Origin of the sequence: Phenylobacterium sp. (genome assembly GCF_036502675.1) — a bacterium.
Taxonomy (GTDB): domain Bacteria; phylum Pseudomonadota; class Alphaproteobacteria; order Caulobacterales; family Caulobacteraceae; genus Phenylobacterium.
Genome location: NZ_DASXYF010000107.1, coordinates 1 through 13,024 on the forward strand (window position 1 = coordinate 1; position 13,024 = coordinate 13,024).

At 70.6% G+C, this 13,024-nt stretch carries 12 protein-coding genes; 2 read left to right on the top strand and 10 right to left on the bottom strand.

Annotation, left to right across the window (positions count from 1 at the left end; translation table 11 throughout):
• On the top strand, positions 1 to 732 hold a 732-nt coding region (locus tag VGL30_RS13540), incomplete at its 5' end, for an SDR family oxidoreductase (RefSeq protein WP_331540531.1).
• Positions 733 to 735: 3 nt separating this feature from the next.
• Here the strand turns inward: VGL30_RS13540 and VGL30_RS13545 are convergent.
• The 8 genes from VGL30_RS13545 to VGL30_RS13580 all read right to left on the bottom strand — a co-directional run bounded on the left by VGL30_RS13545 (position 736) and on the right by VGL30_RS13580 (position 9,291).
• The gene (locus VGL30_RS13545; RefSeq protein WP_331540532.1) at positions 736 to 1,833 is read right to left on the bottom strand and encodes a Zn-dependent alcohol dehydrogenase; all 1,098 of its coding nucleotides are present in this window, start codon (positions 1,831 to 1,833) and stop codon (positions 736 to 738) included.
• 19 nt (positions 1,834 to 1,852) lie between these two features.
• A complete protein-coding gene (locus VGL30_RS13550; RefSeq protein WP_331540533.1) occupies positions 1,853 to 4,327 on the bottom strand; it encodes a bifunctional FO biosynthesis protein CofGH in 2,475 nt (824 codons plus the stop codon).
• A complete protein-coding gene (gene cofC, locus VGL30_RS13555; RefSeq protein ID WP_331540534.1) occupies positions 4,324 to 4,977 on the bottom strand; it encodes a 2-phospho-L-lactate guanylyltransferase in 654 nt (217 codons plus the stop codon). The genes VGL30_RS13550 and cofC overlap by 4 nt, the downstream gene beginning before the upstream one ends.
• Complete coding sequence (gene cofD / locus VGL30_RS13560; RefSeq protein WP_331540643.1) at positions 4,977 to 5,948, bottom strand: 2-phospho-L-lactate transferase; 972 nt, start codon at positions 5,946 to 5,948, stop codon at positions 4,977 to 4,979. The genes cofC and cofD overlap by 1 nt, the downstream gene beginning before the upstream one ends.
• Positions 5,949 to 5,953: 5 nt before the next feature.
• Entirely contained in the window at positions 5,954 to 6,748 is a 795-nt protein-coding gene (gene cofE / locus VGL30_RS13565; protein WP_331540535.1) for a coenzyme F420-0:L-glutamate ligase, read from the bottom strand.
• A gap of 44 nt (positions 6,749 to 6,792) precedes the next feature.
• Positions 6,793 to 7,716, bottom strand: coding sequence for a TIGR03619 family F420-dependent LLM class oxidoreductase (locus VGL30_RS13570; protein WP_331540536.1), 924 nt, complete (start codon positions 7,714 to 7,716; stop codon positions 6,793 to 6,795).
• A gap of 21 nt (positions 7,717 to 7,737) precedes the next feature.
• Entirely contained in the window at positions 7,738 to 8,115 is a 378-nt protein-coding gene (locus VGL30_RS13575; RefSeq protein ID WP_331540537.1) for a hypothetical protein, read from the bottom strand.
• A 183-nt stretch (positions 8,116 to 8,298) separates the two neighbouring features.
• Positions 8,299 to 9,291: an NADP-dependent oxidoreductase gene (locus tag VGL30_RS13580; RefSeq protein WP_331540538.1), complete on the bottom strand. Its 993-nt coding sequence runs from the start codon at positions 9,289 to 9,291 to the stop codon at positions 8,299 to 8,301.
• A gap of 120 nt (positions 9,292 to 9,411) precedes the next feature.
• Between VGL30_RS13580 and VGL30_RS13585 the strand changes: the two genes are divergently transcribed.
• Complete coding sequence (locus tag VGL30_RS13585; RefSeq protein ID WP_331540539.1) at positions 9,412 to 10,239, top strand: SDR family NAD(P)-dependent oxidoreductase; 828 nt, start codon at positions 9,412 to 9,414, stop codon at positions 10,237 to 10,239.
• A gap of 12 nt (positions 10,240 to 10,251) precedes the next feature.
• Here VGL30_RS13585 and VGL30_RS13590 read toward each other — a convergent pair whose 3' ends face one another.
• Both VGL30_RS13590 and VGL30_RS13595 read right to left on the bottom strand, forming a co-directional pair.
• Positions 10,252 to 11,553: an MFS transporter gene (locus VGL30_RS13590; RefSeq protein WP_331540540.1), complete on the bottom strand. Its 1,302-nt coding sequence runs from the start codon at positions 11,551 to 11,553 to the stop codon at positions 10,252 to 10,254.
• A 119-nt stretch (positions 11,554 to 11,672) separates the two neighbouring features.
• Entirely contained in the window at positions 11,673 to 12,989 is a 1,317-nt protein-coding gene (locus VGL30_RS13595; RefSeq protein WP_331540541.1) for an MFS transporter, read from the bottom strand.
• Positions 12,990 to 13,024: the final 35 nt, after the last annotated feature.

Below are 13,024 nucleotides of genomic sequence, written 5' to 3' on the forward strand. Positions count from 1 at the left end.
GAGGTCTCCGAGCGTCACGGCACAGACAAGATCCACCTCCTCTTCAACAATGCCGGTATCGGCGGCGGCGGCAGCATGTTCGCCCATAGCCGCGAGGAGTGGGAAAAGACGTTCAATGTGTGCTGGGGCGGGGTCTACAACTGCACTCGCGCCTTCCTGCCGATGATGCTGAAAGCGGAAGAGGGCCACATCGTCAATACCAGCAGCGTCAATGGTTTCTGGGCGTCGGTCGGGCCGCGTCTACCGCATACCGCCTATTCGGCGGCAAAGTTTGCGGTGAAGGGCTTCACCGAGGCGCTGATCACCGATCTCAAGATCAACGCGCCACACATCAAATGCTCGGTCGTCATGCCCGGCCATATCGGCACCTCGATCCCGCTCAACTCGCGCAAGGTTCAAAGCGGCAACTTGTCCGACGAGATCGATGCGAGGCAGATCGCGCAAGCCCGGGCGCGCATCGCGTCGATGGGCCGCGATGTCTCCAGCCTGTCGGATGACGACATTCGCAAGATGGTGGCCGAGCGCGAGCGCCGCTTTCGCGAGGACGCGCCGACGAGCGCGGCCGAGGCGGCGACAATCATTCTCGACGGGGTCAAGGCCGACAACTGGCGCATCCTGGTCGGCAACGACGCGCATCAAATCGACGATTTGGTCCGGCAGTCCCCGGAGCGCGCCTACGATCTCGACTTCTTCGAGAGCTTTGCCGCTAAAGCCGGCTGGCGTATCCCGTAATCGCTAATCGAAGGTCAGCACGGTGCGGGCGACTTCGCCCGCTTTCATTGCGCGGAAGGCTTCGTTGATGTCGCCGAGATGGCCGCGCTTGGTGACCATGTCGTCGAGCTTGAGGCGGCCCTGGCGGTAGAAATCGAGATAGAGCGGGATGTCGTAGCGGAAGCGGTTGGAGCCCATGCGCGAAGTCTGCACCTTGCACTCCGGGCGGATCGCCATCCACGGGAACTCGATCATCGCGTCGGGCGGCAATACGCCGACGATCGTCGCGGTGCCGCGGATCGCGAGGCTCTCGATCGCCTGCCGCACCAGCTTGGCGTTGCCGACCGCCTCGAAGGCGTGGTCGACGCCGGCGCCGCCAGTCAGTGCGCGCACGGCCTTGACGGGGTCGTCCTCGGCACTGTTGACAAAATCGGTCGCGCCGGCGCGCACCGCCATTTCGCGCTTCGATTCGAACATGTCGACGCCGATGATCTGGCGGGCGCCGCCGATCCGCGCGCCCTGGATGATCGACAATCCGACACCGCCGCAGCCGAAGACCGCCACGGTCTGCCCCGCTTCGAGCCCCGAGCTGCGCAATGCCGCGCCGACGCCGGTCAAGACACCGCAGCCGACCAGCGCCGCGCGGTCGAGCGGCAATTCGGGGTCGATCTTCACCAGCGAATTCTCGTGCAACAGCATTTTTTCGGCATAGCTGGAGATGCCGATGAACTGGCGCAGCGGCTGACCCTTCTGCGACAGCCGCGGGGCCGCATTGTCGGGCCGCGTGACGATGCCGCCGGTGCACAAATTCGGATGCCCCGAAAGACATTGCGGACAATTGCCGCAAAAACCCGAAAGGCACGCGACCACGTGATCCCCCGGTTTGACCGTGGTCACATCCGCGCCGACCGCCTCGACGACACCTGCGCCCTCATGGCCGAGCACGATCGGCCGGTCGAGCGGGAACCTCCCGACGCCGTCGACGACGTGCAGGTCGCTATGGCAGACGCCGGTGGCCGCCGTGCGAACCAGCACCTCGCGACCCCACGGCTTGTCGATCTCCACCGCCTCGATCGTCAGCGGCTCCTGAACTCTGCGAAAGACGGCGGCCTCGATCTCCATGTCGTCCCTCCCCGAAATTTTAATCAGCGGCGGCGCTCTGCGGCTGCCGCTCATAGCGTCGAGCCGGCGTGTTGACCGGCTCCGTTAGCTCGGGGGCGCCGAACGAGGCGGCTTTCCGCTCGGCCGGGGCGTCGGCATAGAGCGTGGTGCGCTGGCGCGGACCTCGCCCCAAAGAGCGGATCAGCGCCTCCATGTTTTCGGGCGGCATCTCCTGGCCGTGCACCGCGCCGGCGGCGCGGGTAATGCTCTCGTTCATCAAGGTGCCGCCGAGATCGTTGGCACCCGCCGCCAGACACGCGGCGGCGCCGCCGGCGCCCATCTTGACCCATGAGGTCTGGATGTTGGTGATGACCGGGTGAAGCACGAGGCGCGAGACGGCGTGCATCAGCACCGCCTCGCGATAGGTCGGGCCGCGACGGGCGCGGCCCTTCAGGTATATCGGCGTCTCCATTGGCACAAAGGGCAACGGCACGAACTCGGTGAAGCCGCCCGTGCGGGACTGCAATGCGCGGATCCGCAAGAGGTGGCGCGCCCAGTGCTCGTAGTGGTCGACATGCCCGTACATGATCGTGACGGTGCTGCGCAGCCCGACCGCATGGGCGGTTTCCATGACTTCGAGCCATTGGCCGGTCTTGATCTTGTCCGGGCAGATCACGGCGCGGACCTCGTCGTCGAGGATCTCGGCTGCAGTGCCAGGCAGGGAGCTCAACCCCGCCGCCTTCAGTTCGCGCAGGAAATCGGGGAGCGTGCGGCCGAGGGTCTTGGCGCCTTGCCAGATTTCGAGTGGCGAGAAGGCGTGGATGTGGATGTCGGGCACCGCCTCTTTGATCGCACGGCAAATCCTCAGATAGGTGGCGCCGGTATATTCCGGGTGGATCCCGCCTTGCATGCAGACTTCGGTGGCGCCGCGGTCCCAGGCTTCCTCGACCCGCCGCCGGATCTCAGGGAGGTCGAGGTCATAGGGCCGGCCGCGGAGGTTTTCGGTGAGCTTGCCCTTGGAAAACGCGCAGAACTGGCAGCGGAAATAGCAGACATTGGTATAGTTGATGTTGCGGGTCACGACATAGCTCACCGTGTCGCCGTTTACCCGTTGCCGCAGCTCGTCGGCTGCCCGGCAAACTCTATCGAATTCCGACCCGCGCGCCCTGAAGAGCTGCACGATATCAGCCTCGCCGAGCATCTCTCCAGCCGATATCCGGTCCAGGATCCCGGCGAGCTGCCCCTCACCCTCCCGCTTCGCGGGCCCCTCCCTCTCCCCGCTGAAGCGGGGCGAGGAGCCTTTCGCTGCCTCCTCCCTCGCCCCGCTTGCGGGGAGAGGGCCGGGGTGAGGGGCTACTGGTGATTCGATACCGGCGCCGGGCACCCAATCATCGGCACGCGCGAACCCTTGAGCATCGATTGCGCGAAGCGCCGCAGTGCGGAGAGCTGGGTCGACCCAACGCTCCACGTCGCGCGCATATGTCGGGTAGATCGCAAGACGCTCGACCAGAAATTTGCCGGCTGCGGCGGTCTGCTCGGCCAGCCGGTCGAGCGTCGGCCACGGCCTCTCTGGGTTGACGTGATCGGGGGTGACCGGGGAGACGCCGCCCCAATCGTTGATGCCAGCAGCGACCATCTCGGCGAGCGCGCCGGGGTTCAGATTGGGCGGCGCCTGAATGTTCATCTCCGGCCCGAAGATCAGCCGCGCGACGGCGATCGTCCAGAGGTGGTCGTCGAGATTGGGCTCGGGCGCTTGCGCCATACGCGTACCCGGCTTCGCCCGGAAGTTCTGGATAATAATTTCCTGCAAATGTCCGTGGCAGTCGTGCAGGTCGCGCAGCGCCAGCAACGCCTCGATGCGCTCGCGCCGGGTCTCGCCGATGCCGATCAGAATCCCGGTGGTGAACGGCACCGCCGCTTCGCCCGCGACTCGCACCGTCTCGAGACGGAGCACGGGGTCCTTGTCGGGTGAGCCAAAATGTGGCCCGCCGCGGCGGCGCAGCCGCTCCGAGGCGCTCTCCAGCATGATCCCTTGAGAGACCGACACGGTGCGCAGCCGGTCGATGTCGGCGCGGGTCATGACCCCGGGGTTGAGATGTGGCAACAGCCCGGTCTCGCGCAGCACCAGCCCCGCCATCTCCGCAAGATAGGACAGCGTGGTCTCGTGACCGAGCCGCGCCAGCGCCTCGCGGGCCGCGCCATACCGCAATTCGGGCTTGTCGCCCAACGTGAACAATGCCTCGCGGCAGCCGGCGCGCGCGCCAGCGCGAGCGATCTCCAGCACTTGATCGGCGCTCAGATAGGCGGGCTCGCCAGGGCGCGGCGGATGGGCAAAGGTGCAGTAATGGCAGACGTCCCGGCACAGCTGGGTCAGCGGGATGAACACCTTGCGGGAGTAGGTGAGCAGCCGGCCCGCGTCGGCGTCGCGCTTGGCGCGGGCGGCGGCGGCCAGCTCGTCCGTCGGCGCGGAAAGCAGCCTGTCGGCGAGGCGCCGGTCGGCGGGGTCAAGGGTCATGCGGCGGTTCCGGTTGGGGCGGCGAGGCGCGACATCAGTTGAGCGGTGGCGCCGTTCGGGCGGTGGGCCAGCCAGGCGCGCAGGTCGCCTGGCCGGTCGAGGTCGTGGGCGAGGCTGGGGGCCTCGGCGATCAGCGGCTGCAGCCCGGCGGCGCGGGCCAGCGCCAGGTGGCGCTCGAAACTCTGCGGGCCGTAGGCCAGGGGCAGGTCGACGCGGGCCTCGAACGCCAGCGCCCCGGTGCCGCCGTCCTGGGCGGCGCGGACCATGACGATGCGGCCCGGCGCGTGGCGCGCGGCCACCGCGTCCAGCTCCGCGGGCTCCAGCCCCGGCAGGTCGCCGGGCAGCAGGACGACGGCGGCCCCGGGATCGCGCGCGGCCACGTGCCGGCGGCCGACGTGGAAGGCGGCGTTGACCCCGGCGGCGCGGGTCTCCAGCAGCGCGTTGGCCCCGAAGCGGCGGGCGAGGTCGGCGATCTCCGGCGTGGGCGTGACCACATGCACCGCGGTGATGGCGCCCGCGCGGGCGATGGCGCGCAGCATGTCGGTCAGCATCGCCTCCACGAAGGCGGCGCGGTCCTGCGCGTCGACGAACTCGCAGCACCGCGACTTGGCGTCGCGACCCCCGCGCACCGCGATCAACACCTCCGCCATCAAGGGCCTCCGTGCGCCGCGACCGCCCGCGGCGGGGCCGACAAGTCCGCGGCGAACCGCAGCGTCTCCTGCGCCAGCCGGGTCCGATCCTCGTCGGAATGCATTATCGTCCCTGTGACATGTGGCGTCACGCCCATCGCGCGCAAGGCGGCCGCATCGCCTGCGTCGGCCTGGTCGATGACCAGGCCGGTCGCCAGGCCCCGGTAGTGCCGGGCCACGGCGAGCACCCCGGGTTCTGCGCCCAGCTCGGCCATCAGCTTGGCGGCTGGCCCCTTCAGCGCCTGGCCGGCGATGATCGGCGAGACGGCGACGACCGGCGCCCCCAGCGCGGCCAGCCGGTCGCGCACGCCGGGGACGGCCAGGATCGGATCGACGCTCAGGTAGGGGTTGGAGGGGCAGACGACGACGGCGGCGACGTCGCGGCGGTCGAGCGCCGCTGCGAAGGCCGGCGAGGGGCGGGCGGCCTCGGCGCCTTCGAAGCGGATGGCGCGGGCCCGCGGCTCGGCGCGGGCCTCGACGAAGTAGCGCTGGAAGCTGAGCGGCCCCTGGGCGGTCTCGACGACGGTGCGGACCGGGGCGTCGGACATGGGGACGATCGCCGTGCCGATCCCCAGGGTCCGCGCCGTGCGGGCGGTGACCTGCGACAGGCTCTCCCCGGCGCGCAGCCGCCAGGAGCGCTCCACGTGCATGGCCAGGTCACGGTCGCCGAGATTGAACCAGTCCTCGCCGCCGAGCTGGCGCAGGGCCGACATGAAGCCCCAGGTCTCCCCCGTCCGGCCCCAGCCGCGCTCGCGGTCGGAGAGGCCGGAGAGGGTGTAGAGCACGGTGTCGATGTCGGGGGAGACGCTGAGTCCCAGGTGCTCAAAGTCGTCGCCGGTGTTGACGACGATGGTCAGGTCCTGCGGCGCGACCGCGCGGGCCAGGCCGAACGCCAGCTTGGCGCCGCCAACCCCGCCGCACAGCGCGATCACATGGCTCAACGGAACAGGTCCTGCGCCAGCGGCCGGACGATCTCGCCCACGCCCGCCGTCTCGTCGCGGACATAGGTCGCGCCGCGGACGATGGCGGCCGGCAGCCCCTCGGTGGCCTCGCCCATCACCAGGGAGGCGGCGGCGGCGATCTCGTCGGCCACGCCGATGACGGTGGCGATCAGGGTGCGCCCGAACAGATCGGTCTCGCCCCGCCGGTCGCGGATCGGGCGCAGGCCCGAGACCCCGATCGCCGTGCCGGTGGTGCCCATGCGCCAGGCGCGGCCCAGGCTGTCGCTGACGATCACCGCCAGCTTGATCCCGAAGCGGGCCTCCAGCGCCCGGCGCAGGCGGGCGGCGCTGGCGTCCGGGTCGGCGGGCCAGAGCAGCACCCGTTCGCCGCCCTCGTGGGAGATGTTGGAGGCGTCGATGCCGGCGTTGGCCAGCACCTGGCCGGAGCGGTGGCGGACGATCACCACGCCGGGCGCCACACGCATGATCTCGGAGGACTCCTGCTCGACGAGCTGCAGCACGGCGGGGTCCTTGTCCGCCTTGGCTGCGGCCGCGCGCGCACTGGCGCCGGGCTCGACGCCGGCCAGGGCCACCAGCCGGCCCTCGACCTTGGAGACCACCTTCTGGGCCACCACCAGGACGTCGCCGTCCTGCAGCCCAAGGCCGGCCGCGGCGACGCCGTCGGCGATGGCGCCGGCCAGGTCGTCGCCCGGCTGGAACAGCGGCAGGCCGGGTAAGCCGGTGACGGTGACCGAGGGGGCCACGCCGCCGCTGATCGAAGAACTCGTCAACACTCCACTCCCAGATCCTGCGCGACTGGCCGGTTGCTAGACCTTCACGCTTGAGAAGGGCGCGGCGTCAAGGTGTCATCGGCCTCGGCTCCGGCGGCGACCGCCGCCTTGAACAGATCCTCCGCCTGCTCCGGGCTCTTGCAGAACGCCGCGGGGGAGATCTCCACGACGGTGGCGCCCGCCGCGGCCAACTCCGGAATGCGGTCCAGGGCGGCGTTGAGGTCGCTCCTGCGCCCCGGCGGCCCGTGCAGGCCGGCCCGCACCTGCAGCCTGTCGGGGTCGCGTCCCTTGGCGGCCATGGCGTCCTTGATGCGCCTGATCCCCTCGGCCATCTGGGCCGGCGTCTCCCGCGCCGGCAGCCAGCCGTCGCCCAGCTCGGCGATGCGGTCGAGGTTACGGTCGTTCAGCGCGAAGCCGAACCAGATCGGCACGCCGCCCGGCTGCACGGGGAACGGCGTCGAATAGACGTTGTCGAAAGAATAGAACTCGCCGTGGTGGCTGGCCGGCGCCTGGGTCCACAGCGCCTTGCAGGCCCGCAGCTGGTCGGTCATCCGGCTGAACCGCCGCTCCCAGGGGATGGACGCGGCGTCGTACTCCGCCCGCTGCCAGCCCGGGCCGATACCGATGTCCACCCGCCCGCGGGAGAGGTTGTCCAGGGTGGCGAGCTGCTTGGCCAGCAGCGGCGCCGGGCGCAGCGGCGAGATCATCACCCCGGTGGAGAGCCGGATGTTCCGGGTCACCGCGGCGATGGCGGAGAGCACCGAGATGGTCTCGAACCAGGGGTATTCCGGCCCGACCCCGAAATCGCCGTACGGGTAGTTGGAGAAGTCGGTCCCCATCAGGATGTGCTCCACCATGTTGACCTGGTGGACGCCCAGCTCGTCGGCGCGCCGGGCCAGCTCGACGACGCCCATGATGTCGCCGCCGAACCACTCCTGCACCTTGTAGGTCTGGAACGAGATCTTCATGCCGGCTCCCCCCTTTTGCGGTCAGGCTTCGGCGGGCCCGGCCAGCATCGCCTGGGTGTAGGCGACCCGGAAGAACCCGGCGCCGTCCGGCCCCGCGGTGAGCGGGCCGTAGAGCGTGCCGCGGCCGACGAACAGTACGGCGGGCGCCCGATGGGTCTTGCCGTCCACCTCCAGTTCGCCGGAGAAGATCGACAGCACCTCGTCCTCCGGATGGCGATGGCGCGGCTCCACGTGGTGCGGTTCGTACTCGGTCATGAAGACGGCGGGCAGGCCGCCGCCGCCCCGCATCACGGTGCGGTAGCGGATGGCCGGCGCGCCGGCCGGGTCGCCCGGACGGGAGACCCCGGCCCATTCGAGGGTCTCGCAGTCGACGGCGACGAACTTGTCCTGGCGCTTCATGGCGGACGTCTCCTGTCGTTCAGCGCGGATCGTGCACGGAGGTGTTCATATCGATCTGCCTGTCCCGGCCCCGGCGGGCCGATGTGGCGCTGCCCAGGCCCGATCCTGCGAGGCGGCGCGCGTTCCTTCCGCTCCATTTGCCGAGGGGGGCGCAGCGGCGTCAATCGCCATACGGGGACTGCGTCAGGCGAGGCTTTTGTCGATGGCCAGCAGGATCTTGCCGCGGGTGTGGCCGCTGCGCAGGCGCCTGAGCGCCTCGCCGGCCCGGTCGAGGGGCAGGATCTCCAGCTGCGGCGCCTTCACCCGGCCGGAGGCCATCAGGGCGCCGATCCGGGGCATGTCCGCCGGGCCGTCGGGCCGCGAGGCGACCAGCTGTGTGACGCGCACGCCGCGCGCGGCGCCGTCCTGCGCGGCGCGGGTACGCGCCGAGGCGTCGAGGGTCTCGACGCCGACGAACACGCCGCCCGGCTTCAGCAGCGCCAGCGGGTCGCCGGAGCTTCCGAGGTTGAAGAGGTCGATGAAGGCGTCCACCCCCTGCGGCGCCCAGGCCCGCAGCCGTTCGGCCGCGTCGCCCTGGCGGTAGTCGACGGCCAGGTCCACGCCCAGTCCCTGCAGGTAGGAGACGTTGGCCGTGCTGCAGCTCGCCGCCACCCGGGCGCCCAGCTCCTTGGCGAACTGCACGGCGAAGCTGCCCGTGCCGCCGGACCCGCCCTGGACGAACAGCGTCTGGCCCGGCCGCAGGTCCGCGCCGCGGGGACCGACGCATTGCCAGGCGGTGAGGCCGGCCGTGCCGACCGTAGCCGCCGCCGGCAGGCCGAGGCCGTCGGGAACCTTGGCGACGCCCTCCAGATCCACCCCGGTGAACTCGGCGAAGGTCCCGTCACGGCCGATCATCTGCTTGGCGCGCACGAACACCCGGTCGCCCCTGCCGAAGCCGGAGCTCTCCGGCGCCTGCTCGATCATCCCTGCGCCGTCGAAGCCGGGGATGAAGGGCCGCCCGGGCCGGAAGTCCTCGAAGCGCTGCATCCAGCCGGAGCAAAGCTTCCAGTCGGCGGGGTTGACGCTGGCGTAGGCCATGCGGACCAGCACGTCGTCGGCGGCCAGGACGGGCAGGGGCACGTCCGCCGGGCGGATCTGCATGTCGTCGTCCAGCCGGTCCAGGACCATCGCGTACATGGGCCGTTCCTCCTGAAGGTTGTCGTCGCGGCGCTCAGCGGCGACGCAAGCGGTTGCGCCACGATGTCCAACAGTCTTATGGGTCGAGGAACTATTATAACGAATGGGAGGAGGTCCGAGATGGCGCAACGGCCGTTGGAAGGACGTGTGGCGGTGGTGGCGGGAGCCAGCCGCGGCGTCGGCATGGGCTGTGCGGTGGAGCTGGGGGCCGCGGGGGCCTTCGTCTACGCGCTCGGCCGGACGCTCAAACCCGGGACGGGCGACGCCAAGGGGTCGCTGACCGAGACCGTCGAGCAGATCGAGCAGCTCGGCGGGCGCGGGGTGGCGGTGGCCTGCGACTGCACCGACGAGCAGGCGCTGGCGGACATCCTCGCCCGGGTCAAGGCCGAGCAGGGTCGGCTGGACGTGATCGTGAACAGCGTCTTCGCCGCGCCGCGCTTCGGCGCCGCCATCGGCAAGCGGTTCTGGGAGACCTCTACCGACCTGTGGCGCGAGGTGGTCGACCTGGGCGCCAAGTCGGCCTACCTCGCCAGCTACTACGCCGCCCCGCTGATGATCGACACCGCCGGGCGCGACCGGCGGCCGACGCTGATCGTCAACGTCAGCGGCCGCGGCGCGGTGCGCTACCGCTACAACGTGGTCTACGGCGTGGGGAAGTCGGCCACTGAGCGGCTGACCCGCGACATGGCGCTCGACCTGAAGGACCATAACGTCGCCGTGACCTCGATCTGGCCGAACGGCCACACGGTCCCTCCCGCCGAGCCGGAGACCCCGCGCTACAACGGCCGCGGAGTGGTGGCGCTGGCCGCCGATCCGAAGATCATGGACAAGTCTGGCGCCCACTTCTGGACGGCGGAGCTGGCCCGGGAGTACGGCTTCACCGACGAGCTCGGCCACGCCCACCCGATCGCGGACCTGACCGACACCTTCAGCCTCGATCAAGCCTGACGTTCAGGGTCTTCAGGCGGCCGCGCGCGCCAGGTCGGCCGTCAGGCTGCGCGTGGCCAGGTGGAAGTGCAGGGCCGCCCAGAAGCCCAGGGCGGTCACCACCAGCAGCGCCGCCCGCAGCGACCCTGCGCCGAGCTGCGCGGCCAGACCGTCGCTCAGGGCGCCAACCACCACCGGCCCGAGGCCGAAGCCGATCAGGCCGTTCACCACATATACGATCGACGCCACCGTCGAGCGTATCCGGGGCTGGGCGAGGTTCTGGGCGGTGGCGATGCCGGGGCCGAGCCAGACGCTCAGGAGCAGGACATGGGTCAGGTAGAGCGGCAAGGCGAGCGGTCCCGGGATGACGTAGCTCGTCATCACGATCGGGGTGCCGGCCACGAGGGTCGCCACCACCACCCAGAGCCTCAGGCGCGGATCGCGCCGGCCCAGCCGGTCGGAGATGAGGCCGGCCGTGAGGATCGAGGCGAGGCCGATGGCCCCCGAGCTCACGCCCAGGAGCGGTCCCAGCTCCCGCAGGTCCATGTGGTGGTAGCGCATGAAGAACGCGTAGCCGAACGCCCCCTGTCCGGTGACCACCAGGGTGATGATCGCCAGGGCGGCCATCAGGTGAAGCAGCGACCGCTGGGAGGCGATGAAGCGTAGCGCTTTGCCGAGGCCGGGGGCGTCGGATCTCGGCGCCAGGCGCGGTGACCCCTCCCGCGGCGTGTCCTTGCCGACCAGCAGCAGGAGCAGGGCCAGGACCACGCCAGGGGCCGCGGCGACCAGCATCGCGGCGCGCCAGCCGTAGGTGGCGGCCGTCAGGCCGCCGACCCCGCCGGCGAACATCAGGCCGAAGGGGCCGGATAGGTAGTAGATCGAGATCGCCGTCGCGCGCTTCTCGGCCGGGAACAGGTCCGAGATCGTGGACAGCGTCGCCGCCTGGCCGCCGGCCTCGCCGGCGCCGACGCCCATGCGGGCCAGAATGAGCTGGGCGAAGTTCTGGCCCAGGCCGCAAAGCGCGGTCATCGCGCTCCAGCCGACGAGGCAGACTGCGATCAGCTTGCGCCGGTTGACCCGGTCCGCCAGCATGCCCAGCGGAATGGCCACTACGGCGTGCGCCACGGCGAAGGCCAGGCCGGAGGCCATGCCGAGCTGGGAATCGCTCAGGCCGAACTCGTGCTTGATGGGCTCCAGCACGGTGGAGATGATCGAGCGGTCGATGGCGCCGCAGAAGCCCACCATGGTGAGCAGCGCCAGCATGAGGTTGCGCTGCGCGATGGTCAGCGGCTGGGCTTCGCCGGCGGCGAAGCCGGCGGTCCGTCTGGCGTCCATGCGCGCATCCTTCCTGGCGCGGGGCGGCCCGCTGGTTCCGCTCCGGTGGAAGGCCGAGACTGGCGGCTCGTCGCCGGACTGGCGAGCCCCAAAACGGGGACCCTGCGCCGATTTCCGGCTCAGGCCCCGACGCCTTGCAGGCGGGCCAGGTCGGCGCGCAGGGTGCGGCTGGCCAGGTAGAAGTGCAGGGCGGCCCAGACGTTCAGGCCGGCCACCATGATCAGCGCCCAGCGCAGGGATTCCTTGCCCAGGTGGACGGCGAGCGCGTCGCTGAGGCCGCCGACGATCACCGGCCCGAAGCCGTAGCCCAACAGGCCGTTGACCACGAACATGATGGCCGCGACCGTCCCGCGCATGCGCGGCGGCGTCAAGCTCTGCGACGTGGCGAAGCCCGGTCCCATCCAGACGTTCACCACCAGCAGGTTGGTCATGTAGAGCGGCAGGGCCGCCGGCCCGGAGACCGTGTAGGCGGCCAGCAGGAACGGCGTCGCCGCCAGCAGGGTCAGCGAGACGATCCACAGCCGCCAGCGCGGGTCGCGCCGGCCCAGCCCGTCGGCGACCAACCCGCTGCCGAGCATCATGGCGACGCCGATCACGCCCCCGGCGACGCCGAGCGTCGGGCCGATCTGCTTCAGGCTCATCCCGTGGTAGCGGATGAAGAAGGAGGCGGCGAACGCGCCCAGGCCGGTGATGGTGAAGGTGACCAGCCCCAGTCCCGCGAAGAGATGCAGCAGCGCACGCTGGGCGCGGATGAAGCGGAGCACCTCGGCGAAGGACGGGCGCTCGCCGCCGGCGTCGCGGGCCGCGATCTTCTCCCGCGGCGGCTCCCGGCCCAGCAGCAGCAAGACGACCGTCATGAGGAAGCCGGGCGCGCTGGCGACCAGCAGGGCGGCCCGCCAGCCGTAGGCGGCGGCGACCAGGCCGCCGATGCTGCCGGCCAGCATGCCGCCGATCGGCGACGACAGGTAGAAGATCGAAATCGCCGTCGCCCGCTGCTTTTCGGGATAGAGGTCGGAAACCGCCGACAGGCAGGCGGACTGGCCGCCGGCCTCGCCGGCGCCGACGCCCATCCGCGCCAGCAGGAGCTGCGGGAAGGTCTGGGCCAGGCCGCAGAAGGCGGTCATGGCGCTCCACGCCAGGAGACAGGCGGCGATCAGGTTTCGGCGGTTCACCCGGTCGGCGAGCCGGCCGAACGGGATGGCCACGACGGCGTGGGCCAGGGCGAAGGCCAGCCCCGCGATGACGCCCATCTGCAGGTCGGGCAGCCTGAACTCGTTCTTGATGGGTTCGAGCAGCGTCCCGATGATCGCCTTGTCCATCAGGCTGCAGGTGCTGACGATGGTCAGCATGGCCAGCATGCGCGCCCGCTGGCCGCTGGTGAGGCCGGCCGCGTCGGCCGCGGCGGACGGGCCGGCGAGGGTCGGCGAGTGGTTCACCCGGGACCGCCTTTCTCGGGGTCATGAAAAGAACC